This window comes from Arthrobacter sp. fls2-241-R2A-200, assembly GCF_030209745.1.
Taxonomy (GTDB): domain Bacteria; phylum Actinomycetota; class Actinomycetes; order Actinomycetales; family Micrococcaceae; genus Arthrobacter.
In genome coordinates, this window is record NZ_JARVRJ010000005.1 from 219,586 (window position 1) to 246,104 (window position 26,519).

The window sequence follows — 26,519 nt, forward strand, 5'->3', positions numbered from 1 at the left end:
TGCTGGGCAGGCGTTACTTAACGCGGGTGCGGGAGCCGCAGGAGAGCAGGTAGTTTCGGGTCCGCTTGGCAATGGGCATCGGCACATCGAACGCTACCGGGTACATGTCTTGTTCGACGATGCCGAAGATGGGACGGTTGAGCGCTTCCACCGCTTCGATGACCGCGCGCAGGTCCGGGAGGCCGTTCGGGGGCTCGGTCATGACGCCTGCGATGTTGGCTGCGGCCCAGGTCATGTTCTTTTCGTTGACTTCGGCCAGGACCTCGGGGTTGATCTGCTTGAGGTGCAGGTAGCCGATGCGTTCGGGGTAATTCTTGATAAGTTCCAGGCTGGAAGCGCCACAGTATTCGGCGTGGCCGGTGTCCAAGCAGAGGTTCAGGTACTGCGGGTCCGTGGCATCAAGCAAGGTTTCGATGTCTTGCTGGGCACCAACATGTGAGTCGGCGTGGGAGTGGAATTGCTGCCTGAGGCCGAAGTCTTCCAGCAGCACCTTGCCCATGCGGTTGTGCCCGGAAAAGAGATCTGCCCACTGCTCCTGTGAGAGTTCACCGTTTTCTACAGCCTCGCCCGTCACATCGTCACGCCACATAGCAGGAATGACCACGATGTGTTCCCCGCCCATGGCCGCCGTCAACTCGGCAACCGCGCGGGCCGGTGCCCAGGCTTCCTCGTACTGTGCGGCGCCGCGGTGGAAAGCCGTAAAGACCGTCCCGGCAGTGACTTTGAGGTCACGCTGCTTGAGTTCCTCGGCCAAGCGTGTGGGATCGTTCGGCAAGTAGCCGTAGGGGCCCAGTTCGATCCACTTGTAGCCGGACTCAGCCACTTCGTCCAAGAACCGTTCCCACGGGGTCTGTTGGGGGTCGTCCGGGAACCAGACACCCCAGGAATCGGGTGCGGTGCCGATGATCAGTTTGTTCTCGACATCAGTCATGACAGCGTTGTCTTTCTTTTATTGCGCGACGGCGGTGAGCTTAGTTGGAGGGGAAGTTGTAGGAGGCGCCGGAGGCGTGGGTGGGCTCGGGCCAGCGGGAGGTGATCACTTTGCCGCGGGTGTAGAAGGACACGCCTTCGGGGCCGTAGATGTGCTTGTCACCGAAAAGGGAGTTCTTCCAACCTCCGAAGGAGTGGTACGCCACCGGGACGGGGAGGGGAACGTTGACGCCGACCATGCCCACGGTCACAGAGCGCTGGAACTTCCGGGCGTTCGCGCCGGAGGAAGTGAAGATCGCGGTGCCGTTACCGTAGGGGTTGGAATTGATGAGTTTGATGCCCTCGTCCAGGTCCGCGACCCGCACGACCACTAGGACAGGCCCGAAGATTTCCTCGGTGTAAGCGGTCATCTCGGTGGTGACCTGGTCAATGACGGTGGGCCCTACCCAGAAGCCCTCTTCGTGGCCGGGCACCACGAGGTCGCGGCCGTCAACGACCATGGCTGCTCCGGCGGTCTCGGCTTCGGTGACGATCTTGACGATGCGTTCCTTCGAGGCCGGGGTGATGACCGGGCCCATCTCGGCGTCGGGTTCGGTGCCGTTGTTCACCTTCACGGCCAGTGCACGTTCCTGAACCTTCTCCACGATCAAGTCGGCCGCGTCCCCCACCGCGACAGCCACGGAGATGGCCATGCAACGCTCGCCGGCGGATCCGAAAGCAGCGGCAGCAAGGTGGTCTGCAGCGTTATCGAGATCCGCGTCCGGCATGACGATCGCGTGGTTCTTGGCCCCGCCCAGTGCTTGGACGCGCTTACCGTGCTTGGTGGCGGTCTCGTGGACGTACTGCGCGATCGGGGTGGAGCCAACAAAGCTGATGCCGTCCACGTCGGGGTGGGTCAGCAGCCCATCCACGGTTTCCTTGCCACCGTGCAGGACCTGGAACACGCCATCGGGAAGGCCGGCTTGCTTCCAGAGCTTAGCCAGGAGCATGGACGCTGAGGGGTCACGCTCGGAGGGCTTGAGGATAAACGCGTTGCCCGTCGCGATCGCCATAGGAGCCATCCACAATGGCACCATCACGGGGAAGTTGAACGGGGTGATGCCCGCGACCACGCCGAGGGGTTCACGGAAAGAGAAGACATCGATCCCGGTGGAGACCTGGTCCGAGTAGTCGCCCTTGAGCAGGGTGGGGATACCGCAGGCGTACTCGATGACTTCCAGGCCGCGTCCGATCTCGCCCTTGGCGTCGGAGAGGACCTTGCCGTGCTCGGCGGTGATCAGTTCGGCGAGGTCGTCCACGTGGGAGGCGACGAGCTCGCGGAACTTGAACAACACGGCGGTGCGCTTGGCAAGGGAGAAATCACCCCAGGACTCGGCCGCTTTCTTCGCGGCTGCAACCGTGGTGTTCAGATCGGATTCGTTGGCCAAACGCAGTTCAGCGGTGACCTGCCCTGTGGCCGGGTTGTACACCGGCTGCGTGCGGTCACCTTCGCCGGTGGTCTCAGCGCCATCGATGAAGTGGTGAATGGTGGTCAGTGTGGTCGTCGTCGACATATGCGGACTTCCTTGAGTAGTGAAAAGTGAAGTGTTCAGCCGAGCAGCTTGCGCTGGCGGTTCTTGTGGTCTGTGTAGGTCTTGTAGGCCTGTTGGGTGGATTCCAGGTCTGAGACCTGTGAGACGGGCACGTCCCACCACGACTCGGAGGACGGGGCGTCCAGGAGGGGATCGGACTCAACGTGGATCACGATCGGTCCCGTCTCCGGAGCTGCCTTTGCTTCCTTGATCGCGGCTCCGAGGGCCTCAATGACGTTCTCACCCGGTTCAATACGGATAACCTTCGCGCCAAGGGATTCGGCGTTGGTGGCCAAATCGATGGGCAAGTTTTCGCCGGCGTCGAAGCTGTGCTGTTCCTTGTCCAGAACCCGGTACTGGGTACCGAACCGCTGGGAACCCAAGGATTCGGACAGCGAACCGATGGAGGCGTAACCGTGGTTCTGGATCAGCACAACGATCAGTTTGATGCGTTCGGCGACGGCGGTGACCAGTTCGGTGTGCATCATCAGGTAGGAGCCGTCCCCCACCATCACCACCACATCACGATCGGCACCGCCAGCGGCTGCTTCCGCCAGAGCCGCACGCTTCACACCCAACCCGCCGGGAATCTCATAGCCCATGCACGAGTACGCGTATTCGACGTGGTACCCGAACGGGTCACGGACACGCCACATCTTGTGCAGATCACCGGGCAAGGAACCGGCGGCGCAGATAACGACGTCCTGGTCGTCCATGGCCTTGTTGGTAGCACCGATGATCTCGTTCTGGGCCGGCAAGGGGGTGTAGCGAGTTTCGAAGGCCTCATCCACGATAGCGTTCCAGCGCTGTTTCTCGGCTGCGACCTTCTGTTCCAAGTCACCGCCAACGCGATAGCCGCCCAAAGCCTGGTTCAACTTGACCAACGCCTTGCGGGCATCAGCCACCACCGGTATAGCCGTGCCGTGCTTGTACGCATCGATCGGCGCAACGTTAATGTTCACGAACTTCACATCCGGGTTCTGGAACGCGGTACGGGAGGCCGTGGTGAAGTCTTCATAGCGGGTGCCGATCCCTATGATGAGGTCCGCTTCGGCCGCGATGGCATTCGCCGCCGTCGTGCCGGTTGAACCGATGGCCCCAAGGGACTGCTTGTGGTCCCAAGGCAGCACCCCGACGCCAGCCTGCGTGTTGCCAACCGGGATCCCAGTCAGCTCAGCAAACTTGGTAAGTTCGTCGTTGGCAAACGCGTAGAGCACACCGCCGCCAGCAATGATCAGCGGGCGTTTTGCGGCGCGGATGGCTTCCGCCGCGCGGCGGATGTCCTCGTCTTCGGCCTCAGGACGGCGGATCCGCCATTCGCGCTCGGACAGGAACTCCTCCGGAACCTCGAGGGCCTCGGCTTGGACATCCTGCGGCAAGGAGATTGTGACAGCACCGGTCTCAGCCGGATCCGTCAATACACGCAGGCCGTGATGGAAGGCTGAAAACAACTGCTCCGGGCGGGAAACGCGGTCGAAGAACTTGGACAACGGACGGAAGGCGTCATTGACGGTGATGTCGTATGCGTAGGGCTGCTCGAGCTGCTGCAGCACGGGGTCCGCTGCTCGGGTTGCGAACGTATCGCTCGGAAGGAGCAGGACGGGCAGGCGGTTGGTGGTGGCCAACGCAGCACCTGTCAGCAGGTTGGAAGAACCGGGGCCAATGGAGGTGCTGATAGCAAACGTCTGCCGGCGGCGGGTGTGCCTGGCGTAACCCACAGCCTGGTGGACCTGCGCCTGCTCGTTGCGGCCCTGATAATACGGCATGATGGTCGGATCAGCAGCTTGATACTGCTTCAACGCCTGCCCCACACCGGCAACGTTCCCGTGCCCGAAGATACCGAAAGTGCCTGGAATCAGCCGCTCCCGATATTCCACACCACCGACCAAATCCACGGTGTATTGCTTTGAAAGAAACTCGACCACAGCCTGCGCCACGGTCATCCGACGGGAAGACATCTGTTCTTACTCCGATACTTTCACTGGAACGCGGGCATCAGCGCCATTCTGTGCCGCGACTGGGGGCAAAGGGGCAGTGTCATTCAACAGCGAGGCGGCCGTAGCTACGGCACCAGCCACATCGCCGTCGTGCGGGTAAAGCAGCGTACGTCCGACCGTCAGGCCTTGTACACCAGGCAGGGCCAGGGCCGCCTGCCACGAAGCGAAGACTTCGTCCGGGCTGCCATCCGGATCGCCGCCCAACAAGACTGTTGGCAGGGTGGTCGAAGCCATGACGCGCTCCATGTCCTTCACCACCGGAAGCTTCATCCAGGTATAGGCACTCGTGGATCCGAGGCCCTCGGCGATGCCGACAGACTTGATCACGGCATCGGCACGGAGGTCATTGCGGACCTTGCCGTGAGCATCACGAACGGAAAGGAACGGCTCAACCATGGCGATGAGCTTGCGCTCCGCGAGGGAGTCAATGGCTTTGGCGGTGGCCTCCAGCGTGGCAACCGTGTCCGGATCCCCCAGGCAGATTCGCGTGAGCATCTTCCCACCGTCAGCCCCCAAAGCTTCCAGTGCCGCGGCCGTATGACCGGTAAAACGGTCGTCAAGTTCATTCACCAGGCCCGACAGTCCGCCACGGTTCATGGAACCGAAGACCAGCTTGCCCTCTAACGCCCCCAGCAGCAGGAGATCGTCCATGATGTCCGGCGAAGCGAGGATGCCATCAACTGCAGGGTTGGCCAGGGCCACTTGCAAACGGTCCAGCAGGTCGCGGCGATCGGCCATTGCCATTGGCTCCGAACCGACGGAGAGCGCGCCCCGGGCAGGGTGGTCAGCGGCTACGATGAAGCTCTGCTGCCCGTACTTCAGGCCTGGATGCCGACGCCGGGTCGCGGCTGCGCGTGCCACGGCTTCCGGATCCTCCAACCGGATCCGGCTCAAGTGCTCGTAGCGGCGGGGGTCATCGTTGCGGCTCAACGGATCGCTCCTTCAGTGATAGTGACGCCGGGTACGGGCCGGCCGCGTTCAGCGAGCAGCGACGTAACCTCATCCGGCGTCGGCATTGCGTCTGCGCAGGACAGGCGGGAAGCCACGATGGCGCCAGCGGCGTTAGCGAAATCAAGCACTTGTGCAAGTGGCCAGCCGGACAGCAGGCCATGGCAGAACGCCCCTCCGAAGGAGTCACCTGCTCCGAGGCCATTGAGGGTCTGCACCGGGACGGGGGCGGAAACAACGCGCTCGGTGCGGGTCTTGGCCATCACGCCCTCGGGGCCGAGTTTGACCACGGCAATCTCGACTCCGGCATCCAACAGGCGGTCGGCCTGTTCATCGGGCGTTCCCTCCCCCACTGCTACCGCGCATTCCTTGTCATTGCCGATTGCAACGGTGACGTGCGGGAGGATCTTGGCAACCTCGGCGCGGGCCTCATCCTCGGAGGCCCAGAACATCGGCCGGTAATCCAAGTCCAGAATGGTGAATTGGCCTTCCTTCAGTCCAATTCGGGGACGTGCCTCATGAGCGGCGAGGTGCGCCGTACGTGACGGTTCCTGACACAGGCCGGTGACGGTTGACCAGAAAATCCCGGCCTCCCGGATGGCCTCAAGGTGCAGCTCCTCCGCTTGGATCTGCAGGTCCGGAGCCGTAGGCGTCCGGCCATAGAAGTAAAGCGGGAACTCGTCGGTGGCCGGTTTGATGGCGCAGAATGTCACGGCCGTGGGATATGCCTTGACCGGTAAAACGAATGAATCGTCGACGTTGAATTTATGCAGTTCACGGTGCAGGTATCTGCCGAAAGCGTCGTCTCCCGTGCGGGTGATGACGCCCGCGCGGCGCCCGTGCCGAGCAGCAGCAACAGCGACGTTCGACGGCGAGCCACCGAGGTACTTACCGAAGGATTGCACATCCTCCAAGTCCACGCCGATGTCATTCGGGTAGATATCAACGCTGATGCGCCCGATGGTGAGAAGTTCGTGGGTCACGGTGATCGCGGGCCTTTCTATTTCTGAACTCTTGCAGGACTGTTTGAGTGCAAGTGCTGGCGGGGCCACGTGAGCGGGACCACAAGAACTACTTTGCACCAACGTTCATGTCCTGTCAAAAGTTTGTGCTGACATGCTTACAAGATGACTATGTATGCCCGGGGACGACACAAGAGCGTCAAACCGGAATTGAGGCTCATTTCGCTGGGACGGCCAGCTCGCCAGTCGCATACTGCGCTCGGCCAAATCCGAACGACCAGTCACTTGGACCGTTCTCCACGTAGCCAATGAATACGTCCGCCCCCGAGACTCCGATTTCTACAAGACCTGCAGCGATGGCCGCAAACAGTGACTGCCTGGCCGCCTCGCTCCGGCCGGCTTGGGTGAAGATCTGTATCATCACCACACCCGTGGACCGCTCGAAGCCGAGCCCTGCATCCTGGGCAACGATCTGTCCGACGGCATGCTCGGTGATGATGTGGAAATAATCGCGTTCCGGGATGCCGTATTCGGCCAGGATGGCATCATGGATCGTTCGGCTCACGTGGCCCAACTCCTCCTGGGTGCGGCCTGCATTGACGTCAATACGAACTAGCGGCATGCTTCTCTCCTTCATGTTTGTCCTGACATACTAACAAAGTTGATTAGCGCCGTTCAAGGGCGCCCCAGAGAAAGCCGTCCGGCGGAAACAACTAGAACCGCCTCTTTCGAGGGGGTTCTTGTGCCCGCCGATGGTCGATGCTGATTGAACTCCTCAGATAGTGAACGCCGTTCGGAATGCCGCGAGGGCATGATCGCTTGATTCGATCCCGGGCCCCCCTGCTGCCGCGGCCTCAAGACCGACGACGCCTTCATAACCAATGCCGGCCAATACCTTGGCGACAGCGGGGTACCGGATTTCCCCCGTCCCGGGTTCGAATCGGCCCGGGACGTCGGCAACTTGAATTTCTCCAACCCACTGTTGGGCCTTGATAATCAATTCGATGAGGTTTCCCTCACCGATCTGGGCGTGATACAGATCCAGCATCATTGTGATGTTCGGATGACCTACAGCCGCGACCAGGGCCATAGTGTCCTTGGCGCGCGCAAGCGGTATGCCGGGGTGGTCCACGATCGTGTTCAGGTTCTCGAGTGCGAACGTCACGCCATGTGCTGCCCCGAGGACCGCGAGCCGTTCGAGGGTGCGAAGTCCGGTCAGCCACATTTCACCGGTTGGCCGGTGGATCGGACGGACCGCGCGTCCGGCTTCGCCAAGTTCTGCCGGGTGGACCACCATTCGCTCGACGCCCAGTTCCAAGGCAGTGGGAATCAGCTTCTCGGCCGAAGCAACCACCTCGTCTGCGCCGTCAGGGTCGATGAGGCTGCCACCGTAGTAGCCACTCATTGAGGAGAATCGGGCGCCCGTGGCCGCCAGCGCTGCCACGTCCCGCGGGCGGGTATCCCAGAGTTCGACCTCGAAACCCAGGTCATGGATCCTTCCCACCCGTTCGATGATGGGCAGATCGTTATAGACCATCTCGGCACACACGGCCAAGCGAAAACTCATGCGTTGCCGCCCGCTCGCAGGACGGCAGGCTCGGCCGGGCGCAACTCGGCAATAGAGGCCACATCGATGGGCTGGCCGGTTTCGGCCGAGCGGATGGAGGCCAAGGCCACGGCCAGCGCGTTCCGCGCGTCCGCTCCCCCGGGACCGTGAACGCCCGGGGCTTCGAGGTTGTCCCTGCGTGACCGGACAGCCTGGACGAAATGGCTGAGTTCGGCCGTGTAGGCGTCGTGGAAAAGGTCGACGTTCAACCGCGTGGTGGCTGAGGTTATGCCGGCAGAGGTATAGCTCTTGGTATTGGTTGCCTGAGATCCGCCAGCCTCGACCATGCCAGCCGATCCAAAAACTTCGCCCCGCACGTCGTAGCCGTACAGCGCGTTGAAGTTGGCTTCTGCCACCGCGATGGCCCCATTGCTGTAGGTGATGGTCACGACCGCGGTATCGAGGAGGCCGCCCGCCTTGGCTTCCGGCGCAACCAGCGCATCTGCGACCGCGTGGACACGCACTGGAACAGCTCCTGGGTTCAACCAGTTCAGCGTGTCGAAATCGTGGATGAGGGTTTCAAGAAAGATGGTTCCCGGCGCAATCCTTTCCGGATTGGCAATTCCGGACGCGGTGCCAGGGTCGCGGGTCAGGGACCGAAGAAGCTGCGGGGTGCCCACAGCGCCGTCGTCGATAAGTTTGCGTGCGGCCGCGAAATCGGCGCTAAAGCGCCGGTTGAAGCCAAATTGGAGCACAATTCCGGCAGCCTCGGATGTTGCCAGGGCTTCGTCCAGTTCCTCCATGGTGCGGCCACCAGGCTTCTCACAGAAGACGTGTTTCCCAGCCCTCGCCGCCTCGGCAATCAACGCGGAATGGAACCGAGCCGGCGCGGCGATCAAAATCGCGTCGACGTGTGGATCGTTAAGCACATCTGCTGCATCCGTGGTGATCTTTGTGATGCCCAGGCGACTCGCGAGGGCTTCGACGGCGGAAAGGGCGGGATCTGCGATGGCCTCGAGTTGAGCGCCCGGGACGCGTCGCACCAGGGATTCGGCATGAAAATTTCCAATCCACCCGGCACCAATCAGGCCGACCCGGACGGGCAGCTCTTCAGCGACACGATGCTCTATGTAAGTCATATCAACTCCTGCTGTTCAATTGCTAGATCGTTCTAGATTGCTCCATGCTCACATGTCATCCAGCCTCGCGTCTAGATCGTTCTATATAATTGTTTGATGGAGCCGAAAGCATGACCCAAGAACAGCGACGTCCGACCCTCGTTGATGTAGCCCACGCGGCCGGCGTGTCACGGGCCCTCGTGTCCATTGTCATGCGAGGAGCGCCAGGGGCATCAGAATCCACCCGGCAGAGAGTGCTGGAAGCTGCCGGTGAACTTGGCTACCGGCCCGATGCCCGGGCGCGGCTGCTCCGCAGCAACCGGACCCGCCTCCTCGGCCTCACATTTTCCACTTCCCAGCCGTTCCACAGTGAAATCGTGGACGCCGTTTACGCCCAAGCATCCGCGAAGGGATACGACGTCGCCCTGAGCGCCGTCGGGCGTGGGCGTGCCGAAGAGCGTGCTGTCGAGTCACTCCTCGATGCTGGTTCCGAAGCGCTCATCCTTATCGCATCCACTTTGAACGAGAACGATCTGGGCAGATACGCACATCAAGTGCCGGTGGTCAGCCTTCTACGCAACGACGTGGGCGACCATGTCGATTCAGTCAGCTGTGACGACGCGGCTGGGATCCGGCTTGCTATTGAACACCTCACGAGCTTGGGTCACCGGCGCATCATCCACGTCGACGGCGGTACCGCCGTGTCCGCGGACCAGCGCCGGGCAGCCTTTAGGGCAGAGATGATCGGCCACGGGCTGGAGCCTTTGACCCTTTCCGGAGGTCCCAGTGAAGAAGACGGGTTGGCGGCCGGCCAACGTCTGCTAGCGCTCAACCCGTCCGCGGTTATAGCCTTCAATGACCGAACAGCCCTTGGCGTCATGGAGAGCCTCCGTTCGGCTGGAAGGAACGTGCCCACGGATGTCTCAGTGGTTGGCTACGATGACAGCCAATTTGCGCGCCTGAGCTACATACAGCTGACGTCCATCAGCCAAGATGCGCAGCTGCTTGCCGCCGCCGCCGTTAACCGAGCTGTGGACCGCATCGAGAACAGGCAGCCGCTGGGCCACGACGTGAGCACCCCACACCTGGTCCGTCGCGCAACGACTGCGGCAGCCCCCGTGAGCCGAGCCTGAGGCTAACACCCGGTACCGCTGGACTACGGAACCGCGGCCCGCTGGCCGCCGTCACTGGCGCGGCTGGCACGATTGTTCGGGACCATAGCGCAGCCACGCTGGCAAAGCGGCCTTGAAAGCGTCCCGCACAGCAGCCGTGTTCGTGACCGTCCAATCCACGCGGCCTTTGACTTCGACCTCGTTCTTGTCCCACTCGAACCAATTGATCATTTTCAGTCGGGGGAACTTCTGCCGGATTGAAGGATCCAAAAGCTCCGTCCACCAAGCTTCCTTGATGGCGAGCTCGGCTGCGCCACCGGCCCCGGGCGCAAAGAGAGCAGCCGTTTCGGGGATCGCGACCGGCTTGCCATGTTGGTCACCGTAGACGCCGTAGAAGTCCGGAAGCAGACTGTCATCACCGTTCGTACCTACATAGTTGCCGCTGAGCTGATCGGCGAACTTATTGGGCTCAGGGAGCTCGTTCTCACCCCACGGATATTTGTTCCCCCAGTGGTACAGGGACATGCCAACCCAGTCCACGGCCTCGTCGCCCGGGTAGTAAGGGGCATAGGCGTCATCACTCATGGTCAACACGCCGTCCTTGTTCGTGTCCAAAGCGGCGAATTCGGGCGTGCCGGGTTTGGCTTCGTACTTTCCCCCGGCGAAGGGATACCCTCCCCCGTAGTTTGGTGCCCACATCATGGCCGAACCGGGGGCCAAGGTGTGCACAGCCTTCGCCAAAGTCTGAAAGGCGGCCACGTACTTCTGAGGCTGCTGCGACCACGCATACCAGGAACCGTTCATTTCGTGCGCGAAACGCACGATCACGGGGACGCCGTCGTCATTGAACATGGCGAGGTCTTTCGCAAAGGCCGTGGCCGTCTGGTCTGTCACAGTGGCCAGGCCACCGTCCGGTTCCAGGGTCAGAAGCATCATGTGGCCATCGGCGCGGATCTGGTCAACTGCCCGTCGAAGATCGTCTTCATCTTTGGCGGTCAGTGGAAAGCCCGTAAAGGAAACGTTGACGGCCGGCTTGTGGCCCAGGTCCTTCGCGAACGTGGACAACGACTTGGTGTGCCAATCCAGATTCACGCCGAAGAGCGTCCCGTCAGCCGGAACTAGTTGATCACGAGTCATTACCTGGCAAGGCGCCAAAGATGCTGCCGACTGGCTTTGCTTCTCCTTCTCGGCGAGTCCGTTGGCAAAGTTCACCCCGGCGATGCCAAGCAACGCCAAGCCAATCACCACGGGCAGGGCAAAGGCCCTCCACAACTCGGCCCGGTTTTGCTTCGGGGATTCACGGCTCTCTTCGGGCAGTTCCCCCACTACAGACACCAAACCCTTTCTGAGCTGCGGCTTTGTCCCATCATACGGAAGGCCCGGTAGACTCTCATCTCATCCTTCTCCTTCCACGGGGAACGGGCGAACCAGCGAAGGCAGATTGATGGATATCCCCACACCACCGGCTCCGCCGCGGAGACCACCCGAGCCCCGGACGCCACAGGACGCCGTGCCGCAACGGTTAACGCGTCCTGTTGGGGAACCCCCTCAAGAGCAGGTGCTGCCCGGTTCAGCCGGGCAACCTGGCCGACGTCCCAAGCGAAAGTGGCGCTTGAAGCTGTTGCTGGTTTTGATCATGCCCCTGGTTCTGGTGCAAGTCGTTGCATTCATGTTCAGCATGGGCGTGACACCGCCGCGCACTGCATACATGCTCGAGGCTGGTGAGCCGAACGTTTATCAGTTCGTTTCGATCGACCACATGAGCCGCCGCCTGCTGGCGGCGACCATCGCCCACGAGGACGAGCAGCTCGGCACCCGCAGCGGAGCTTTCGACGTCGGAGACTTCCAGGCCAGGGCCCAGGCATATTTTCAGGGAAAGCCTGACCCCAGTGGCTCCACCATCCCGCAGCAGCTGGTAAAAAACATCTTCCTGTGGGACGACCAGAGTGCTCTCCGAAAAGGGATTGAGGCTGTTTTAGCCACCCAATTCAGCTACACGTTGAGTCACCAACGAACCCTGGAACTCTATCTGAACTATGCCCAATTCGGGCCCCACCTGTATGGCGTGTGCGCCGCCAGCTGGTATTACTTTGGGGCACCGCCTTGGAGTTTGACGGACTACCAGTCGGCGCAGCTGATGGGTGTCCTGCCGCTGCCGGACCTGGTCCGGCGGGATCCGAATGGAGGGATCTACCTCGGGTCCGGCGTCCATCCTGCAGTATGGAACCTCGTGAATGGGGCTGCCAATGTTTGGGTTCCCAAGCAGCTGGTCGGCCTGGGTGGGTGGCAGGCAGCCGTAGCCACCGTAGGAATCAATGACACGGCGGCCGACCATGCCGATCGGCGCGGTGACGGCGATGCATGCTCCACCATGCCGCAGAGCATCCACGACCGCATTCAGGCCGAAGCCCGCTGATTCCAAGCAGCTACCGCGCGCGCAAACCCAGTGCGGGCCGGCGGACTCAGCTGATTCTTGGAATCGTGCGAGAGAATCGCCGGATGACAGATTCCCAACCGCAGGACACTGCACTCGACTCTGCCCAGTCAGGCCTTCCTGCACGCCACGTTCCTGCACTCATTACTCCTGCACGGGGCGGCACACCAGGCCGCTTGGCCGGAGTCAAGGTCCCGGAAATTACGGCTGGGTTCTGGGTGGCGAAGGTTCTCACAACTGGGATGGGTGAAACGACGTCGGACTATTTGGTCCATAGCATGAACCCGGCATTAGCATTGGCTCTGGGCGGGGTTGGGCTGGTTGGCTCACTTTTACTGCAGTTCCTCGTCCGCCGCTACGTCCCCTGGATCTACTGGCTAGCTGTGGTCATGGTCAGTGTTTTCGGAACGATGGCGGCCGATGCGGTGCATGTGGTTTTGGGTGTCCCTTATGTGCTGTCCGTGGCGTTCTTCGTCGTCGTGCTGTCCGCCGTTTTTGTTCTCTGGTACCGGTCTGAAGGCACCTTGTCGATCCACAGCGTGGACACTGTGCGCCGCGAAGCGTTCTATTGGGCAACGGTGCTGTCCACGTTCGCCCTTGGTACCGCCTTCGGGGACATGACCGCGTACAGCCTGAACCTTGGCTACTTCTCGTCAGGTGTCCTGTTCGCACTGGCGATCGCTGGGGTCGGCGTCGTCTACTGGCGGAGCTGGTTGTCGGCCATTCCCGCCTTCTGGTGTGCCTATATCCTGACGCGGCCACTCGGGGCGTCCTTCGCTGACTGGACAGCTGTTTCCCCGGAACGTGGCGGCCTGGCCTGGGGAACCGGCCCTGTCAGTATGGGTTTGCTCGTGTGCATCGCGGCACTGGTCGCTGTCCTCTCAAGAAGGGCCAGGGCTGGATCAACACCCGGCGTCTAACTCCGGCTTGTTTCCCATCGACAGCTTACGCAATGCAGGAATACCGTTAATTCGTCACAACACCACCAGTCAATGATGATGAAGGAAAGGTGTCCCGTCATGGGAAACGCAGAAAATGTTGAAATCGTCCGCCGGGGGTTCGAGGCCTTTAACTCCGGGGACATGGCTGCCCTCGGAGAACTGTTTACCGACGACGCGGTGTGGCACGTTGGCGGAAACAATGTGTTGTCCGGAACGAAGCAGGGCCGGGACGCGATATTTGCGTACTTCGGTGAATTAGGGTCGCGAACCCAAGGCCGCTTCCATGCCGAAGTCCAGGACATCGTGGGCGGGGATAGCCACACGGTCTCGATCGTTCGGACCCAGGCTACTAACGGCGACAAGTCCGTGGACGTGCCCACGGTCATCACGTTTGTGCTGCGGGACGGGAAAGTTACGGAAGGGCATGAGTATTCGGATGACACGGGCAAGTTGGACGACTTCTGGTCGTAGGAACCCGCCCACCCCCATCCGTGCATCCATGACGTTCCAGGCCCGTCCCGGAGGACGATGAGGCTCACGCTACGTGGGGTTCACGTCGGCGCCGCAAAGGCGCACCCTAGTTCCATGAGAATCGCGTCCGGACAATTCAGCGCTGGCAAGGACCCGCAATCCAACCTGACCGCCATCCTGGACATGATGACAATTGCGGCCCGCGGCGGCGCAGACCTGCTGGTGCTTCCCGAGTCCAGCCTCTACGCCAGCAATGAGCCCCCTGCCGTCCTCGCCAAAGTGGCCGAACCGCTGGACGGCCCGTTCATTGGCAGTATCGCAGCCGCGGCCTTGGACCTCCACCTGCCTGTGGTGGTGGGACTTGCGGAGTCGAACCCGGACGGGCTCCCCTACAACACCCTTGTGGCCCTCGACGCGTCGGGTGCCGTCACCGCCGTGTACCGGAAGGTCCACTTATACGACGCTTTCGGTTACCAGGAGAGCTCCGGCACCGAGCCCGGCACCGTCACGCAGCCGCAGCTGTTGACCATGGGCGGTCTGTCTTTGGGCATGATGACCTGCTACGACTTGCGATTTCCGGAGAGCGCACGCCACTTGATCGACGCCGGTGCTAACGTTCTGCTGCTTCCGGCCATGTGGATTGTTGGTCCGGGAAAGGAAGACCATTGGACAACGTTGGTCCGCGCCCGTGCCATCGAGAACACGTCCTACGTGGTCACCGCCAACCAGTCCGGGCCCCTCGCTACAGGCCACACCATGGTGGTGGACCCGTTCGGAGTCGTCATAGCCAACGCTGGAGAGGCCCCCGGCATGATTTTTTCCGAACTCTCATTGCACCGGATCGAAGAAGTCCGGGCGAAGGTACCGTCGCTGGCTAACCGCCGCTTCGCCGTCGTGCCGTTGAAGGGTTAGCGGCACGCCACGAGTGTGATCGTACTGACATGCGAAATTGACCTGGACGAAACATTGCGTGGCTCGCGGAGCCTTAGAATTATTGCGAAATGCCCAGGAAGGAACCCGTGGAAACCACCGACGCAGCCATGCAACCCGTGATTGGCCTGACTACTTACCTCGAACAGGCCGCAACGGACGGTTGTGGCACCGTAAATGCAGCTTTCCTCCCTGAAACCTACCTCACCCCCATCACGGAAGCCGGCGGTATTCCCGTCCTCCTGCCACCGCAACCGGTGGTTCCGGGAGTGATTGAGCTTCTCGTGAGTCGGCTGGACGGCTTGGTGGTCCCCGGTGGATGGGATGTGGATCCTTCCCTCTACGGCCAAGAACCTCACGAGCAGACCGATCGGCCTCATCCCGAAAGGGATGCCTGGGAGAGGGCGCTGATCGACGAAGCGATCCGCCAAGACCTTCCCTTGTTGTGCATTTGCCGAGGCGAACAACTGCTGAACGTCGCCCGTGGCGGTACCCTCCATCAGCACCTCCCCGACATTGTCGACGGCGGAAAATACCAGCTGGGCGGCTACAACTTCAACCGAATCCCTGTCCATGTGCGGCCCACGTCGGTTCTGGCCCGACTCATCGGCCCGGGCTTGAAAGCTGTTCCGGTGGCCCATCACCAAGCTGTAGCCGAGCTCGGGGACGGACTCGTGGCGACGGCATGGAGTGATGACCATGTTGTGGAGGCCATCGAATACCCGGCTAACACCTTCACCGTCGGCGTGCAGTGGCACCCCGAGGAACTTCCCGAGGAATTCGGGCTTTTCCGTGGGTTCATCGAAGCCGCACGGGGGAAATACCTCTCCCGGCTGGTTCCGATTGCGGATGGGAACGACCTTTTGGACCCTCGCCTGTCGCTCGCCTCGGAAGACCTGCCCTCCCTGTAGCAGGCCGCGCTCCAGCCTGTGTTTCGGCAACTTCGGGGCGCGCAACTCCGGTTGGGCAACTTCGGGTTGGGCAACAGCAAATACAAAGCTCCCGCATAGCTCTCCTGGTTACCATCACCAGTTATGGAAGAGCCTTGGTCCGTGCATTCGCGTGAGAGTCCCGCCGGTCGTCATGTCTCGGGGCTGCGATCGCGTGCATTTCGCCGCCGTCGAGCGTTGATTATGGCGACGTGCGCCGCCCTCCTAGCCGTCGCGGTGCCTGTTGGTGTCCACTCGGCTGCGCAGGCCCGTTCGACGTCGGCCGCCCGGTCGAGCGCGACGAAGAAGCAAGCGTCCGCCCGGCCCGCTGCTCCACCGAGCATTGGTGCAGCAGCGGCGGCGGGAGACGGCGTCGGTCCGGATCTGGACGCCAAGATCAACGGCATCATCGACGCCAACGACCAGTACCAGGTCGGGGTGGCTCTCCTTGAGATCTCCGGGGATGCCGCCACGGGCCAAACGGTTCATCAATACGGGATCCATGAGCCGTTCGAGGCCGCGAGCACCGCCAAGGTCTTGGCTGCCGAAGCCTACTATCACCTCGTTGAGACCGGTGCAGCGTCCCTTGATGACCAATTGGGGGCCTATTCCGCGGCATTCCAGCTGCAGGCAATGATCCAGCAAAGCGACAACGACTCGTGGTCGCTGATCGAACATGCTGTGGGTTATCAGGGGCTGACGGATTACGCGGCCTCGCTGGGGGTGAACTACAACCCGAATGACAACACGCTCACCACGGCAGATATGGCCCGCATCCTGGCTGGCCTTTATTCCGGAAGGCTGCTGAATTCGGCAGATACCGCGCAGTTGCTGTCAACCATGCAGGACACCAATGATGAGACGCTCATCCCTGCTGCCTTGCCGGCCGGCGTCACGGTCTATCACAAGTACGGAGAGCTCGGCGGGGAACTTCACGACGCCGCCATCCTCACCAAGGACGGCCACACCTACGCCTTGGTCATTTACACCAAGGCAGAGGACTTGGGCAGCGTAGAAGAGCGCACCGACGTCATCCATCAACTGACGGCCGCCGTAACTGATGCGGTGTTCTAGGGGACCCGTCCTTGCGCGGGAAAGCATTGATATCAGGCGCGCGTTAGCCGTTCGCTTCGGCCGGGTGCGGGATAACGACGTCGTCCGCGGGAGGTGCCGCTACGGGAAACAGTGCGAGCAGCAGGCCGAGGCCGAGGGCTGCGCCGAGGATCTGGGCGAGGATGAAACCTGGGACTGAGCCAGGGGCGATACCGGCGAAAGTGTCACTGAAGATCCGCCCGACGGTCACCGCCGGGTTCGCGAACGAGGTCGAGGATGTGAACCAGTAAGCGGCGCCGATGTAGGCCCCAACGGCCGGTGCTGCGAGTAACCCGCGATGGGTACGGGCGAGGGAGAAGATGAGCAGGACCAGCCCGGCGGTGGCGACGATCTCACCGGCCAGGTGCCCGGCAGTCATCCGGTCTTTGCCCGAGATGGAGGTCCCGACGTCGAACATCACGTTCGCCAGGACGCTGCCGCCGATCGCACCCACTGTCTGGGTCACCACGTACGCGCCCAGTTCCTGCAACGACAATCCGGTTCCTTGCCGGCGGCCCAAGGCCCAGTCGGCGGCCGACACGACGGGATTAAAATGAGCACCGCTGACGGGTCCGAAAACCAAGATCAGCACCGCAAGGCCCAGAACCGTCGCGGTGCTGTTCTCCAGCAGCTGCAGCCCGGTGTCGCCTGGAGACAGATGCTGCGCGGCGATCCCAGAGCCAACCACAATGGCAACAAGCAGGCAGGTGCCAAGCATCTCGGCCAAGGCCCGGCGCCACAATGGCGGATGGTGTGAAGTCATGTCATCAGCTTGACCCACAAAATTAACTCAGTCAAAATTGAACCAATGAAAACTGAGCTGAAGAATGATGACTTCCAGCAGCGGCTGGTGAAGCACGCCGCATTGGCCGACCCTGCCCGCCTGCGGATCATTGACATGCTCACGCTCGGCGACTACTCCCCCAGCGAGCTGCAGTCTGAACTCAGCATCCCTTCGAACCTGCTCTCGCACCATCTGCGCACCCTCGAGAGCGCCGGACTGATCGGGCGGCACCGCTCCGAAGCGGACCGGCGCCGCAGCTACATCAGCCTCACCCCCGGCTCGCTGGCCGGACTGACCCCTGGAGCCCGGCACGCGGCGGGCCGGGTCCTGTTTGTCTGCACACACAACAGCGCCCGCTCCCAGCTGGCATCCGCCCTCTGGCGCGAGGCCAGCGACATCCCGGCTGCCTCTGCGGGCACCCACCCGGCTGAGCAGGTTGCATCCGGCGCCATCGACGTAGCGAGCCGGCATGGCCTGGACCTGAGGAGCCTCTCCCCACGCCACCTGGACGAAGTGGCCACAGGTCAGGACTTCATCGTCACAGTCTGCGACAACGCCCATGAGGAACTCTCCTCGCTCCAAGGGGTTCACTGGTCCGTCCCGGACCCCCTACGGGCCAACACGCCAACTGCATTCGAGTGCGCATTCAAGGACATTGCCCGGCGGGTCACCGATCTTGCCCCACGCCTCCACGCAGCTTAGAAGGCACCGCAGCCTTGGGGCGCCTCTCATCATCCGCATATTGATCATTAGCAACCGGACCCATCCGCACCAGAGCCAGGAGAAACACCATGAGCACCGAAGCCGCCAAGAAGCCCTCAGTCCTCTTTGTATGTGTCCACAACGCGGGCCGTTCGCAAATGGCGGCAGCGTTCCTGACCAACCTCGCAGGCGGCGCGATCGAGGTCCGTTCCGCCGGTTCGCAACCGGCGGAGCAGGTCAATCCCGCCGCCGTCAAGGCGATGGCAGAGCTTGGCATCGACATGTCCGCCGAGATCCCCAAGGTCCTCACCACCGAGGCTGTGCGGGAGTCCGACGTCGTTATTACGATGGGCTGCGGGGATGAGTGCCCATACTTCCCGGGCAAACGCTACGAGGACTGGGTGCTCGAAGACCCGGCAGGGCAGGGTGTTGACGCAGTCCGTCCAATCCGCGATGAAATCAAGTCCCGCGTTGAGGGCCTTATCGCTTCGCTAAGCCCGCTCACAGGGCGGACCCGCCCCTAATTAGTACCAGTTGTTGGACACCTCATGGCCCCAAGCCCCGCACGGTGATCCATAGCGACCCGCAATGTACCCGAGGCCCCAGTTAATCTGGGTGCGGTAGTTCGTTAGCCAGTCCGGACCAGTAGAGGCGTACTTCTCTGCGGGCAATGCCTGCGCAATGCCGTAGGCCCCGCTGGAGGGGTTTGTAGCGTTGGTCATCCAACTGGATTCCTGGTTCCACAACTTGAGCAGGCAGCTCATTTGGTCACCGCCCCAGCCGTGCGCACCCAGTTGCGACGCGGCATAGGCCTGCGCCCCGCCCGGATCGTTGACGGCCCCTTGAGGGATGTTGGGCAGCAATACCACCGGACTAAGGTCCGACGACGGCGGCGCAGCGACAACAGGCGCGGGCGCAGGAGCGGCGGGAGCTGCAGCCCGGGCGGCCGCAGCGGCCTGCGCGGCAGCTGCCGCCTGCGCTTGTGCCTGCGCGGCTGCCGCTGCTGCGGCGGCGCGGCGGGCTTCCTGCTGTGCTTCGTAGGCCGCCTCGGCTTGGACCCCTGCACGATAATTCTGTTCGACGGCTGCGCTGGTGTTATTCAGGCTCGCCAGTTGATCCACCAGCGTACCGCTGTATTTGGTCTCCTCCGCCACCTTCTGTTCGGCGGCCGACTGGGCCGCCTGTGCCGCCGTAAGTTTCGACTGGGCGTCGCTGGCCAGCCGCTCATTCTCTGCCTGGACGACTGCCTGCTGCTGATCCAGTGACGACGCGACAGCCTCTGCAGCCTGTGCTTGGTTGTACAGATCGGAAGTGCGCTGCGCGACGATCTGCATGACGCCCAGTTGCTGCATCCCATCGCGGCTCTGCAGGGCGTTCAGTTCCACCAACGGACCCAAACTCGCTCCGCTGTTCATGTAGTCCTGAGCGGCCAGGGCGCCTGTTTGCCGCCTTAACTTCGTTGCCACAGCGTGGGCCTTGTCAGTCTGATCCTTCAGCGCACTCAGCTTTGCTGTTGACGCATCAAGGTTATTGCGCGCCAGCGCGTAGGTCAGGCCCGCTTTGACCGCAGCAGCCCCAAGTGAGGATGCCTGCTGCTGCAAGCCGTCCAGAAGCGCATTGATCTTCTGGACCTCGGCGCTCTTGGCAGCGGCATTGTCTTTTGCGGCCTGGACATCTGCCCACGAGGGATACCCTGACGGCGGAGTGTCGTCAGCGCTTGCCATTGGCACAGCAGCAGCAACCATCAGGGCGGCGAGGGTCCAGGCGGTGCAGACCTTGCCCGTGGGCACATTCAACCGGAACTTGAACCTGAGCATATTCATAAACTGTACTGGGTGCTCCGAGCAGCATCCTGCAATGAACCCGGGCGTGGTGCCTCCGAGGACTGGATCCCTGTGCGTACCCGGAAACTGGAGTTCCAGTGCCTTTGATGACCGGTGCCCGACTTTCGGCTTCGCCAACGGGTGGCACAACGGTCTAGCCGCTTAGTTGTTGCTCCGGGACGTTACTGGCAGCTCGACATAGAACGGCTTACCCGGATTCAGGTGCTGGTGGAGCCATTCCGGCCGGTAGATGTGGCCGCGGGGGTCCTGCACCCGCAGCCCTTCATGGTGGCGCAGCTCGCTCATACGCCGGTCAACCTCTGCCATTGTCGGGGCCATCTCAGTTACCCCTGCAGCGGTGATTCGCCACGAAGCACCCGGTTCCCGGATTCCTTGCTCCAGCGCCAGAACTTCAAGCAATTCCGCAAGCATGGCGTCCGGATCCGTGGGCAGGAGGCGGCGGACTCGGTGCTCCTGTGAGTGCGTCCTCAGCGCCGTAAACCAGGCCTGCTTGAGCCAGCTTCCGTCGACCTTGCCCAGCCCGGGACTCAGTCGAAGCCGACGCGCCGAGTCAAGGCTGAGGCGGTACTGGGTGCCCGCCGGGTCGATGATACACGCGGCCTCACTCACATATTCGAAACTTGCGAGCATTGCTTCTTCCGACTGGTGATAGGCGAAGTCACCTTCGTCGTCAATCGAGAGGAAAGCCCGAATTTCCGTGACGTCGGGGGCTTGGTTCGATGCTGTTCCCATGCTGGATCTTCCATTTCCGTAGGGATGAGCACATTGTCTGCCGCTCTCTTCCATGGGAGCACGGGCAGGGCCGTACCGACCCCGGCCTTAACGAATTCCAAACGCCCGGCTTTGGTGGTGCCCGAGTACAACTGACACTGCGAACCCGGCCCCGAGGAGGAGGACACAACCGAACCATCCGAGCATCAAATAGACCATGACCATGGTGTCCGTGGCCTCGTAGGGGGCGAGCGATTGCCCGGCAACTACAACCTTTCCCTCTGCCGACCGGGCAACAACCGCCAGCCGCAGCCCGGGTTCAGGCTGCCATGTCACGGCATCCGCGCCCGACCTTCGTGCCGTGTCGAGAACTCCCGCCGGAACGGTTGGAAGTACGCCGTGAAGAGTTGCCGTTCCCGCTTCGGGTCTGTCGTCGCTGCCGTACACAAGCACAAAAACCCCGCTCTCCGGGGTCAATTCGAGACGCGGGACGGACGGGACAGACGTGGCGAGCATCTGTACCGCGGACGCGGCCGCCGCTGCGGGTGCAATATCAGCGGACCTCCGGCCAGATTGTTGGAAGGCAATGTACACACTGCAGAAGACGACGGTCACGACCGCAGCCGCCGCGATCCATCCGATTATTCTGCTCATACCCCACATCATGAAACATGGATTCATAACGCGGAAGTGGGCTCCTCCCTTTCAGCCACGTACTTCTGCAGCAGCTCGCTTCTGGGCCGCTACGAAGCACAGGAGGGCTTCCGAGGACGTGCCTCGCGAAGCCTGTCGATCCGCGCCGCGCCATTTACCTCGGGTGTTCGTCATCGGCGTCGAACATGATGACCTGCCGGACCGCCTTTCCGTCCGCCAGCTGATCCATGGCCTGGTTGATATCGGCCAGGGCGATGCGGGTGGTGATCAGTTCTTCAACGGGGAGCTTCCCCTCGCGCCAGAGCTGGGCGTATTTAGGGATGTCACGTGCCGGTACTGCTGACCCCAGGTAGCTGCCGATGATTGTGCGGGCTTCGCCGGTGATGGTCATGGGAGAAATCTGAGCGCGCGCATCGGGTGAGGGAAGCCCGGCGGTGATGGTGGTCCCACCCACAGCGGTGGCAGCGAAGGCAGTTTCGAAGGCCTTGGGGTTTCCTGCGCATTCGATAACGAATTTGGCCTTTATCCCCTGCTCGAGCAACTGCTGCGGCGTGTAGGTTTCGTGGGCACCGAGCCTACGGGCATGCTCGAGCTTGTCGTCAAGGGTATCCACGGCGACGATGCGTGAGACGCCTTGTGAGACAGCAGTGATCAGCGCGGCCATCCCCACGCCACCAAGCCCGACGATCATGATGCTGTCTTCAGGCTTCGGGCGGGCCGCGTTCAGCACGGTCCCGCCGCCGGTAAGGACAGCACATCCAAGGACAGCAGCGATCTCCGGTGGAACGTCGTCGCCGACAGGTACTGCGGAGGCCCTGTCGACCACGGCATGGGTGGCGAAGCCCGAAACGCCAAGGTGATGGAAGATCGTCTCCCCATCGCGGGTGAGATGCGCGGATCCGTGCAGCAGGACTCCCTGGGCGTTTGTTTTTGATCCTGCAGTGCAGGGTAGCCGGCCGTCCTCTGCACAGTTCGCGCATTTTTCGCATCGGGGAAGAAAAGACATGACCACCCGCTGGCCCGGCTGCAGATCGTTGACTTCGGAGCCGACCTCTACAACACGTCCGGCCGCTTCATGTCCGAGCAACATTGGTACGGGACGGACCCGGTTTCCGTCGACGACGCTCAAGTCCGAGTGGCAAATCCCGGCGGCCTCGAGCCGGACGAGGATTTCGGTGGGGCCAGGGCCTGCCAACTCAAGCTCCGAAATGGTGATGGGCCGTGACTCAGCGAAGGGACGAGAACGGCCGATTTCTTCAAGAACTGCGCCGGTGATCTTCATTTGTCTGTTCCTTTCCGAGGTTGCTCGAGTTTCCCCGCCCGATTCCGTGCCATATGTGGGGCATTGCTTACTTTGCGCTCCAGCTATGGCCCGTCCCGTCCACAATAATTGGACTCACCTTCCACGCCACCTTAATGGGCGGCGTGGGCGCGTGCGCGGCGGTCCTCGCCCGCGACGTGCTGGGAGGCGTGGCCGATTCAGTCAGCCGCCGGGGCCTCGGCTGGAATACCACTCCGAGAACAAATGCAGGTATTCAGGCAGGTTCCAGGAAGCGTTGCACTGTTTCGCTGCGTAAGATCCCGCCCATCTGGTCACTCCAGCCAGCGCCACCACCGCGAGCGCGCCGGTTCCGCCGTCGGCTCCGGCTCCGGCACTTCACCCAAGGCGAGCGCAGCCTCCACTATGTCCTCGGCAGTGAGCGTCATGACGGCGTCGCGATCGAGCGCGTCGAGACTTTGTTCCTCGTCGAGCGATAGCCGTAGGGCCTGCCGGTTGAGGGCCTGCTCGAACAAGGTGCGGGCGAACCGCGCGTTGCCGGAGTCCTCCCCCGCATGGAGCCCGGTGAGGACACGGCGCAGCATCTCCTCCGCCCCCGCTTCCAAGGTGTACTCGTGCTGGGCCAGCATCTGCTGGAAGATCGTCTGGAGTTCGTCAACGGAGTAGTCAGGGAACGTGATCTCGCGGGCGAACCGGGAGCGCAGTCCGGGGTTGGAGAGCAGGAAGGATTCCATCAGGCGCGGATACCCGGCCACGATCACGACAAGCCGATGGCGGTGGTCCTCCATCCGCTTGAGCAGGACCTCGATCGCTTCGGGGCCGAAGTCCATCCGGCCGTCTTCGGGGGCCAGTGCGTAGGCCTCGTCAATGAACAGCACGCCGTCCAGCGCACGCCGAATGACCCGGTCCGTCTTGATCGCCGTCGCCCCGACGTATTGCCCCACCAGGCCCGAACGGTCGACCTCGACCAGGTGGCCTTTCTGCAGCAGACCGACCGCGCGGTACATTTCCGCCAGTAGCCGCGCCACGGTCGTCTTGCCCGTGCCCGGATTTCCGAGGAACACCAGGTGCTGTGATGTGGCCACCTCCGGCAGGCCGTAGGCCTTACGCCGCGCTTGGACCTGGAGCAATGCGACGAGGGCCCGCACCTGTTCCTTCACGGTCTCCAGCCCCACCAATGCGTCGAGCTCGGCCTGAACCTCTGACAGCGGCCGGGCAGGGCCGGGCCTGGCACCGATGAGATCGCCCATCAGGTCATCGACCCGCTCGGCACCGGGCAGCTTGAGCTGGTTGGCCAGGTGGCCAATGGTTTCACGCAGGTCATCAAGCGGATTGCGGCTGGCAGCCATAGGTCAACTGTAGTACTCGATACCCGCCCGGGGGTTGGTCGGCGGCAGCAGTTTCTCACGGTGGGCTGTCTCCGACGTTCAGGTCTGTTTGAGCTGCTGCTCGTAGAGCGCTTGGGTCTTGGGTCCTCGGGTCCTGGGGCCAGGCGAATGCCCGAATGGTTAGGCTGGGGGGATGGCGACACTTATTCTCGTGCGGCACGGCCGCACCACAGCCAACGCGAGTGGACTGCTGGCCGGTCGGGCGGACGGCGTCAGCCTGGACCAGGTCGGACGCGAGCAGGCGGCTTTGACCGGAGACAGGCTCGCGTCCGTGCCCGTAGCCGGGGTGGTTTCGAGCCCCCTGGAACGCTGTCAGGAGACCGCGCAACTCATCCTCGAGCGTCAGACCGGCACGCCGCACGCGCCGGTGGATCCCGATCTCACGGAATGCGATTACGGCCAGTGGCAGGGCCGTAAACTCCGCGATCTCGCGACCGAGGAATTGTGGCCGATGGTGCAGACTCAGCCGTCCGCCGTCGTGTTTCCGGGTGGTGAATCCATGGCCGGGATGCAGGCACGCTCCGTGGCTGCCATTCGGCGTCACGATGCCGCTTTCGAAGCCGCCAACGGGCGAGGGGCCGTGTGGGTGGCCGTGAGTCACGGTGACGTCATCAAGTCAATCCTCGCCGACGCGCTCGGGATGCACTTGGATTTGTTCCAGCGAATCAACGTGAGCCCGGCCTCCGTATCAATCGTTCACTACGGCGCCAGCCGGCCGAGCGTCTACGCGATCAACACCGAAGCGGGTGATTTGTCGTGGTTGTCGAATGGCATGAGTTCTGGCGATGCGGCCGTGGGCGGCGGTGCAGGGCAGAAGACGCCATGAATTCCATGTGCCTAAAATACTGACATGCCTACACGCGTTCACGAGTTTGCCTGGCCTGATCGGATTGTCATCGGCACTATTGGCCTTCCCGGGGCGCGGACGTTCTACCTGCAGGTGCGCGCAGGGTCGCAGATCGTGAGTATTGCCCTCGAAAAGCAGCAGTCTGCCTTACTCGCGGAGAAGATTGACGAAATTCTCGACCAGCTCATCACCATTGACGGCAACCCTTTCAGCATTCCTACGGGAACTCCTGTTGAACTCGTCGACAATGACCCGCTCGAGGCTCCTCACGAGCAGTTTCGCACCGGCGCCATAACCTTGGACTGGGACCCAACCACTGCGCAGGTCGTCGTCGAGGCGTACCCCCTCACCGACGTCGATACTGATGACGACGTCGAGCCGCTGAGCGAGATCGTCGCTGAAGTGCCCGAGATGTTGCTGGTGCGCATGCCGGTCGGCACTGCCCGCGCGTTCGCCAAGCGCACCCGTGAGATCGTCGACGCCGGGCGTCCCATGTGCCCGCTCTGCGGTTATCCCATCGACGCCGATGGGCACACCTGCACCCTTCCTGAGGTCTAATGCCGGCGCTGGACCTGGTGACCGCCGAGCTGACGCTTACCGGCCGCATTACGACGGCCTCAAACGCCACTTTCCTCGGCACCATCGGCGACGTGCCGGTGGTCTATAAGCCGATTGCAGGCGAAAGTCCGCTGTGGGATTTTCCCGACGGCACCCTCGCCCATCGGGAGGTAGCCGCCTACTTGGTTTCGGAGGTCTTCGGCTGGGACGTCGTGCCGCACACCTGGCTGCGCGGTGGTCCCTTGGGCGAAGGAATGGTGCAGCTCTGGCAGGAGCAAGACCCCAGCCAAAACGCAGTGGACCTTGTTGCCGCCGAGGACGCACCGGAGACAGGCTGGAAACACGTTCTTGAGGGACAGGATGAGAACGGACGGATGGTCGCCCTCATCCACGAAGACTCGCCGGCGCTGAGACGCATGGCGGTGTTCGACCTGGTGGTCAACAACGCTGACCGCAAAGGCAACCACATCCTTGCCATGACGGACGGGCACCGGCACGGCGTGGACCATGGGCTCACCTTTCACAGTGACCACAAGCTACGTACTGTGCTGTGGGGCTGGGTGGGAGACGCTCTGACCTCCGAGGAATGCGACGGCATCGATCGTGTCACTGAAGAACTAAATGGCGAGTTGGGCCGAAAGCTGGCTGGCTTGCTCAGCGCTGGAGAAATCGCAGCCCTCCATGCGCGCTGCGACCGGTTGCGTCTGACGGGGCGGTTTCCTGCCCCGAGCGGTGAAATGCCAGCTGTGCCCTGGCCGTTGTTCTAGGGAA

The 26,519-nt window shown here is 62.3% G+C and carries 27 protein-coding genes; 12 read left to right on the forward strand and 15 right to left on the reverse strand.

Annotation, left to right across the window (positions count from 1 at the left end):
- Nucleotides 1–13 precede the first annotated feature (13 nt).
- The 8 genes from QRN42_RS06540 to QRN42_RS06575 all read right to left on the reverse strand — a co-directional run bounded on the left by QRN42_RS06540 (nucleotide 14) and on the right by QRN42_RS06575 (nucleotide 9,093).
- Nucleotides 14–931, reverse strand: coding sequence for a sugar phosphate isomerase/epimerase family protein (locus tag QRN42_RS06540; protein WP_284978450.1), 918 nt, complete (start codon nucleotides 929–931; stop codon nucleotides 14–16).
- A 40-nt stretch (nucleotides 932–971) separates the two neighbouring features.
- Nucleotides 972–2,483: a CoA-acylating methylmalonate-semialdehyde dehydrogenase gene (locus tag QRN42_RS06545; protein ID WP_284978451.1), complete on the reverse strand. Its 1,512-nt coding sequence runs from the start codon at nucleotides 2,481–2,483 to the stop codon at nucleotides 972–974.
- Nucleotides 2,484–2,518: 35 nt separating this feature from the next.
- Nucleotides 2,519–4,444 carry a 3D-(3,5/4)-trihydroxycyclohexane-1,2-dione acylhydrolase (decyclizing) gene (iolD, locus tag QRN42_RS06550; protein ID WP_284978526.1) on the reverse strand — a complete coding sequence of 642 codons (1,926 nt, stop codon included), beginning with the start codon at nucleotides 4,442–4,444 and terminating at the stop codon, nucleotides 2,519–2,521.
- 21 nt (nucleotides 4,445–4,465) lie between these two features.
- Entirely contained in the window at nucleotides 4,466–5,428 is a 963-nt protein-coding gene (locus QRN42_RS06555; RefSeq protein WP_284978452.1) for a Cgl0159 family (beta/alpha)8-fold protein, read from the reverse strand.
- Nucleotides 5,425–6,429, reverse strand: coding sequence for a 5-dehydro-2-deoxygluconokinase (gene iolC / locus QRN42_RS06560; RefSeq protein WP_284978453.1), 1,005 nt, complete (start codon nucleotides 6,427–6,429; stop codon nucleotides 5,425–5,427). The genes QRN42_RS06555 and iolC overlap by 4 nt, the downstream gene beginning before the upstream one ends.
- A 196-nt stretch (nucleotides 6,430–6,625) precedes the next feature.
- Complete coding sequence (locus tag QRN42_RS06565; RefSeq protein WP_284978454.1) at nucleotides 6,626–7,030, reverse strand: tautomerase family protein; 405 nt, start codon at nucleotides 7,028–7,030, stop codon at nucleotides 6,626–6,628.
- Between the two features lie 153 nt (nucleotides 7,031–7,183).
- Nucleotides 7,184–7,975 carry a TIM barrel protein gene (locus QRN42_RS06570; RefSeq protein ID WP_284978455.1) on the reverse strand — a complete coding sequence of 264 codons (792 nt, stop codon included), beginning with the start codon at nucleotides 7,973–7,975 and terminating at the stop codon, nucleotides 7,184–7,186.
- Complete coding sequence (locus tag QRN42_RS06575) at nucleotides 7,972–9,093, reverse strand: Gfo/Idh/MocA family oxidoreductase (protein WP_284978456.1); 1,122 nt, start codon at nucleotides 9,091–9,093, stop codon at nucleotides 7,972–7,974. Before QRN42_RS06575 ends, QRN42_RS06570 begins: the two co-directional genes overlap by 4 nt.
- A 110-nt stretch (nucleotides 9,094–9,203) precedes the next feature.
- On the opposite strand from QRN42_RS06575, the gene QRN42_RS06580 reads away from it, so the two are divergent.
- Nucleotides 9,204–10,205: a LacI family DNA-binding transcriptional regulator gene (locus QRN42_RS06580; protein WP_284978457.1), complete on the forward strand. Its 1,002-nt coding sequence runs from the start codon at nucleotides 9,204–9,206 to the stop codon at nucleotides 10,203–10,205.
- A 51-nt stretch (nucleotides 10,206–10,256) separates the two neighbouring features.
- Here QRN42_RS06580 and QRN42_RS06585 read toward each other — a convergent pair whose 3' ends face one another.
- On the reverse strand, nucleotides 10,257–11,519 hold the full coding sequence (locus QRN42_RS06585; protein ID WP_284978458.1) for a glycoside hydrolase family 26 protein: 1,263 nt from the start codon (nucleotides 11,517–11,519) through the stop codon (nucleotides 10,257–10,259).
- Between the two features lie 301 nt (nucleotides 11,520–11,820).
- On the opposite strand from QRN42_RS06585, the gene QRN42_RS06590 reads away from it, so the two are divergent.
- The 6 genes from QRN42_RS06590 (at nucleotide 11,821) to QRN42_RS06615 (ending at nucleotide 16,963) form a co-directional block, all read left to right on the forward strand.
- Nucleotides 11,821–12,600: a transglycosylase domain-containing protein gene (locus QRN42_RS06590; protein ID WP_284978459.1), complete on the forward strand. Its 780-nt coding sequence runs from the start codon at nucleotides 11,821–11,823 to the stop codon at nucleotides 12,598–12,600.
- Nucleotides 12,601–12,683: 83 nt separating this feature from the next.
- Complete coding sequence (locus QRN42_RS06595; RefSeq protein WP_284978460.1) at nucleotides 12,684–13,538, forward strand: COG4705 family protein; 855 nt, start codon at nucleotides 12,684–12,686, stop codon at nucleotides 13,536–13,538.
- A gap of 99 nt (nucleotides 13,539–13,637) precedes the next feature.
- Entirely contained in the window at nucleotides 13,638–14,030 is a 393-nt protein-coding gene (locus tag QRN42_RS06600) for a nuclear transport factor 2 family protein (protein ID WP_284978461.1), read from the forward strand.
- A gap of 114 nt (nucleotides 14,031–14,144) precedes the next feature.
- Entirely contained in the window at nucleotides 14,145–14,942 is a 798-nt protein-coding gene (locus QRN42_RS06605) for a carbon-nitrogen hydrolase family protein (protein ID WP_284978462.1), read from the forward strand.
- Between the two features lie 89 nt (nucleotides 14,943–15,031).
- Complete coding sequence (locus tag QRN42_RS06610) at nucleotides 15,032–15,871, forward strand: gamma-glutamyl-gamma-aminobutyrate hydrolase family protein (RefSeq protein ID WP_284978463.1); 840 nt, start codon at nucleotides 15,032–15,034, stop codon at nucleotides 15,869–15,871.
- A 222-nt stretch (nucleotides 15,872–16,093) separates the two neighbouring features.
- The gene (locus QRN42_RS06615; RefSeq protein ID WP_284978464.1) at nucleotides 16,094–16,963 is read left to right on the forward strand and encodes a serine hydrolase; all 870 of its coding nucleotides are present in this window, start codon (nucleotides 16,094–16,096) and stop codon (nucleotides 16,961–16,963) included.
- A 43-nt stretch (nucleotides 16,964–17,006) separates the two neighbouring features.
- Here the strand turns inward: QRN42_RS06615 and QRN42_RS06620 are convergent, their stop codons facing one another.
- Nucleotides 17,007–17,744, reverse strand: coding sequence for an aquaporin (locus QRN42_RS06620; protein ID WP_284978465.1), 738 nt, complete (start codon nucleotides 17,742–17,744; stop codon nucleotides 17,007–17,009).
- A 45-nt stretch (nucleotides 17,745–17,789) separates the two neighbouring features.
- Between QRN42_RS06620 and QRN42_RS06625 the strand changes: the two genes are divergently transcribed.
- Nucleotides 17,790–18,467, forward strand: a complete 678-nt coding sequence (locus QRN42_RS06625; protein WP_284978466.1) for an arsenate reductase/protein-tyrosine-phosphatase family protein — start codon at nucleotides 17,790–17,792, stop codon at nucleotides 18,465–18,467.
- 89 nt (nucleotides 18,468–18,556) lie between these two features.
- On the forward strand, nucleotides 18,557–18,991 hold the full coding sequence (locus tag QRN42_RS06630; protein WP_284978467.1) for an arsenate reductase ArsC: 435 nt from the start codon (nucleotides 18,557–18,559) through the stop codon (nucleotides 18,989–18,991).
- On the opposite strand, the gene QRN42_RS06635 is transcribed toward QRN42_RS06630, so the two are convergent.
- The 5 genes from QRN42_RS06635 to QRN42_RS06655 all read right to left on the reverse strand — a co-directional run bounded on the left by QRN42_RS06635 (nucleotide 18,992) and on the right by QRN42_RS06655 (nucleotide 24,304).
- Nucleotides 18,992–20,284 carry an aggregation-promoting factor C-terminal-like domain-containing protein gene (locus tag QRN42_RS06635; RefSeq protein ID WP_284978468.1) on the reverse strand — a complete coding sequence of 431 codons (1,293 nt, stop codon included), beginning with the start codon at nucleotides 20,282–20,284 and terminating at the stop codon, nucleotides 18,992–18,994.
- Nucleotides 20,285–20,452: 168 nt separating this feature from the next.
- On the reverse strand, nucleotides 20,453–21,043 hold the full coding sequence (locus QRN42_RS06640) for a hypothetical protein (protein WP_284978469.1): 591 nt from the start codon (nucleotides 21,041–21,043) through the stop codon (nucleotides 20,453–20,455).
- A gap of 87 nt (nucleotides 21,044–21,130) precedes the next feature.
- A complete protein-coding gene (locus tag QRN42_RS06645) occupies nucleotides 21,131–21,676 on the reverse strand; it encodes a hypothetical protein (RefSeq protein WP_284978470.1) in 546 nt (181 codons plus the stop codon).
- Between the two features lie 154 nt (nucleotides 21,677–21,830).
- A complete protein-coding gene (locus QRN42_RS06650) occupies nucleotides 21,831–22,958 on the reverse strand; it encodes an alcohol dehydrogenase catalytic domain-containing protein (protein WP_284978471.1) in 1,128 nt (375 codons plus the stop codon).
- Nucleotides 22,959–23,269: 311 nt separating this feature from the next.
- Nucleotides 23,270–24,304: an AAA family ATPase gene (locus QRN42_RS06655; protein ID WP_284978472.1), complete on the reverse strand. Its 1,035-nt coding sequence runs from the start codon at nucleotides 24,302–24,304 to the stop codon at nucleotides 23,270–23,272.
- A 172-nt stretch (nucleotides 24,305–24,476) separates the two neighbouring features.
- On the opposite strand from QRN42_RS06655, the gene QRN42_RS06660 reads away from it, so the two are divergent.
- The 3 genes from QRN42_RS06660 to QRN42_RS06670 are packed head-to-tail and all read left to right on the forward strand — an operon-like array spanning nucleotide 24,477 to nucleotide 26,515.
- The gene (locus QRN42_RS06660; RefSeq protein WP_284978473.1) at nucleotides 24,477–25,169 is read left to right on the forward strand and encodes a histidine phosphatase family protein; all 693 of its coding nucleotides are present in this window, start codon (nucleotides 24,477–24,479) and stop codon (nucleotides 25,167–25,169) included.
- Between the two features lie 24 nt (nucleotides 25,170–25,193).
- Nucleotides 25,194–25,748, forward strand: coding sequence for a DUF3090 domain-containing protein (locus QRN42_RS06665; RefSeq protein ID WP_284978474.1), 555 nt, complete (start codon nucleotides 25,194–25,196; stop codon nucleotides 25,746–25,748).
- Complete coding sequence (locus QRN42_RS06670) at nucleotides 25,748–26,515, forward strand: SCO1664 family protein (protein WP_284978475.1); 768 nt, start codon at nucleotides 25,748–25,750, stop codon at nucleotides 26,513–26,515. Before QRN42_RS06665 ends, QRN42_RS06670 begins: the two co-directional genes overlap by 1 nt.
- Nucleotides 26,516–26,519 lie beyond the last annotated feature (4 nt).

Excerpts from the sequence above, each read along its gene's own strand:
- QRN42_RS06615 (WP_284978464.1), top strand. The coding sequence starts at position 16,094 with ATGGCGACGTGCGCCGCCCTCCTAGCCGTCGCGGTGCCTGTTGGTGTC.
- iolD (WP_284978526.1), bottom strand. The coding sequence starts at position 4,444 with ATGACCGTGGCGCAGGCTGTGGTCGAGTTTCTTTCAAAGCAATACACC.
- QRN42_RS06575 (WP_284978456.1), bottom strand. The coding sequence starts at position 9,093 with ATGACTTACATAGAGCATCGTGTCGCTGAAGAGCTGCCCGTCCGGGTC.
- QRN42_RS06635 (WP_284978468.1), bottom strand. The coding sequence starts at position 20,284 with ATGCTCAGGTTCAAGTTCCGGTTGAATGTGCCCACGGGCAAGGTCTGC.
- QRN42_RS06650 (WP_284978471.1), bottom strand. The coding sequence starts at position 22,958 with ATGAAGATCACCGGCGCAGTTCTTGAAGAAATCGGCCGTTCTCGTCCC.
- QRN42_RS06665 (WP_284978474.1), top strand. The coding sequence starts at position 25,194 with ATGCCTACACGCGTTCACGAGTTTGCCTGGCCTGATCGGATTGTCATC.
- QRN42_RS06620 (WP_284978465.1), bottom strand. The coding sequence starts at position 17,744 with ATGACTTCACACCATCCGCCATTGTGGCGCCGGGCCTTGGCCGAGATG.
- QRN42_RS06580 (WP_284978457.1), top strand. The coding sequence starts at position 9,204 with ATGACCCAAGAACAGCGACGTCCGACCCTCGTTGATGTAGCCCACGCG.
- QRN42_RS06630 (WP_284978467.1), top strand. The coding sequence starts at position 18,557 with ATGAGCACCGAAGCCGCCAAGAAGCCCTCAGTCCTCTTTGTATGTGTC.
- QRN42_RS06610 (WP_284978463.1), top strand. The coding sequence starts at position 15,032 with ATGCCCAGGAAGGAACCCGTGGAAACCACCGACGCAGCCATGCAACCC.
- QRN42_RS06590 (WP_284978459.1), top strand. The coding sequence starts at position 11,821 with ATGCCCCTGGTTCTGGTGCAAGTCGTTGCATTCATGTTCAGCATGGGC.
- QRN42_RS06565 (WP_284978454.1), bottom strand. The coding sequence starts at position 7,030 with ATGCCGCTAGTTCGTATTGACGTCAATGCAGGCCGCACCCAGGAGGAG.
- QRN42_RS06545 (WP_284978451.1), bottom strand. The coding sequence starts at position 2,483 with ATGTCGACGACGACCACACTGACCACCATTCACCACTTCATCGATGGC.
- QRN42_RS06600 (WP_284978461.1), top strand. The coding sequence starts at position 13,638 with ATGGGAAACGCAGAAAATGTTGAAATCGTCCGCCGGGGGTTCGAGGCC.
- QRN42_RS06605 (WP_284978462.1), top strand. The coding sequence starts at position 14,145 with ATGAGAATCGCGTCCGGACAATTCAGCGCTGGCAAGGACCCGCAATCC.
- QRN42_RS06595 (WP_284978460.1), top strand. The coding sequence starts at position 12,684 with ATGACAGATTCCCAACCGCAGGACACTGCACTCGACTCTGCCCAGTCA.
- QRN42_RS06655 (WP_284978472.1), bottom strand. The coding sequence starts at position 24,304 with ATGGCTGCCAGCCGCAATCCGCTTGATGACCTGCGTGAAACCATTGGC.
- QRN42_RS06570 (WP_284978455.1), bottom strand. The coding sequence starts at position 7,975 with ATGAGTTTTCGCTTGGCCGTGTGTGCCGAGATGGTCTATAACGATCTG.
- QRN42_RS06645 (WP_284978470.1), bottom strand. The coding sequence starts at position 21,676 with ATGAGCAGAATAATCGGATGGATCGCGGCGGCTGCGGTCGTGACCGTC.
- QRN42_RS06540 (WP_284978450.1), bottom strand. The coding sequence starts at position 931 with ATGACTGATGTCGAGAACAAACTGATCATCGGCACCGCACCCGATTCC.
- QRN42_RS06640 (WP_284978469.1), bottom strand. The coding sequence starts at position 21,043 with ATGGGAACAGCATCGAACCAAGCCCCCGACGTCACGGAAATTCGGGCT.
- QRN42_RS06660 (WP_284978473.1), top strand. The coding sequence starts at position 24,477 with ATGGCGACACTTATTCTCGTGCGGCACGGCCGCACCACAGCCAACGCG.
- QRN42_RS06670 (WP_284978475.1), top strand. The coding sequence starts at position 25,748 with ATGCCGGCGCTGGACCTGGTGACCGCCGAGCTGACGCTTACCGGCCGC.
- QRN42_RS06625 (WP_284978466.1), top strand. The coding sequence starts at position 17,790 with ATGAAAACTGAGCTGAAGAATGATGACTTCCAGCAGCGGCTGGTGAAG.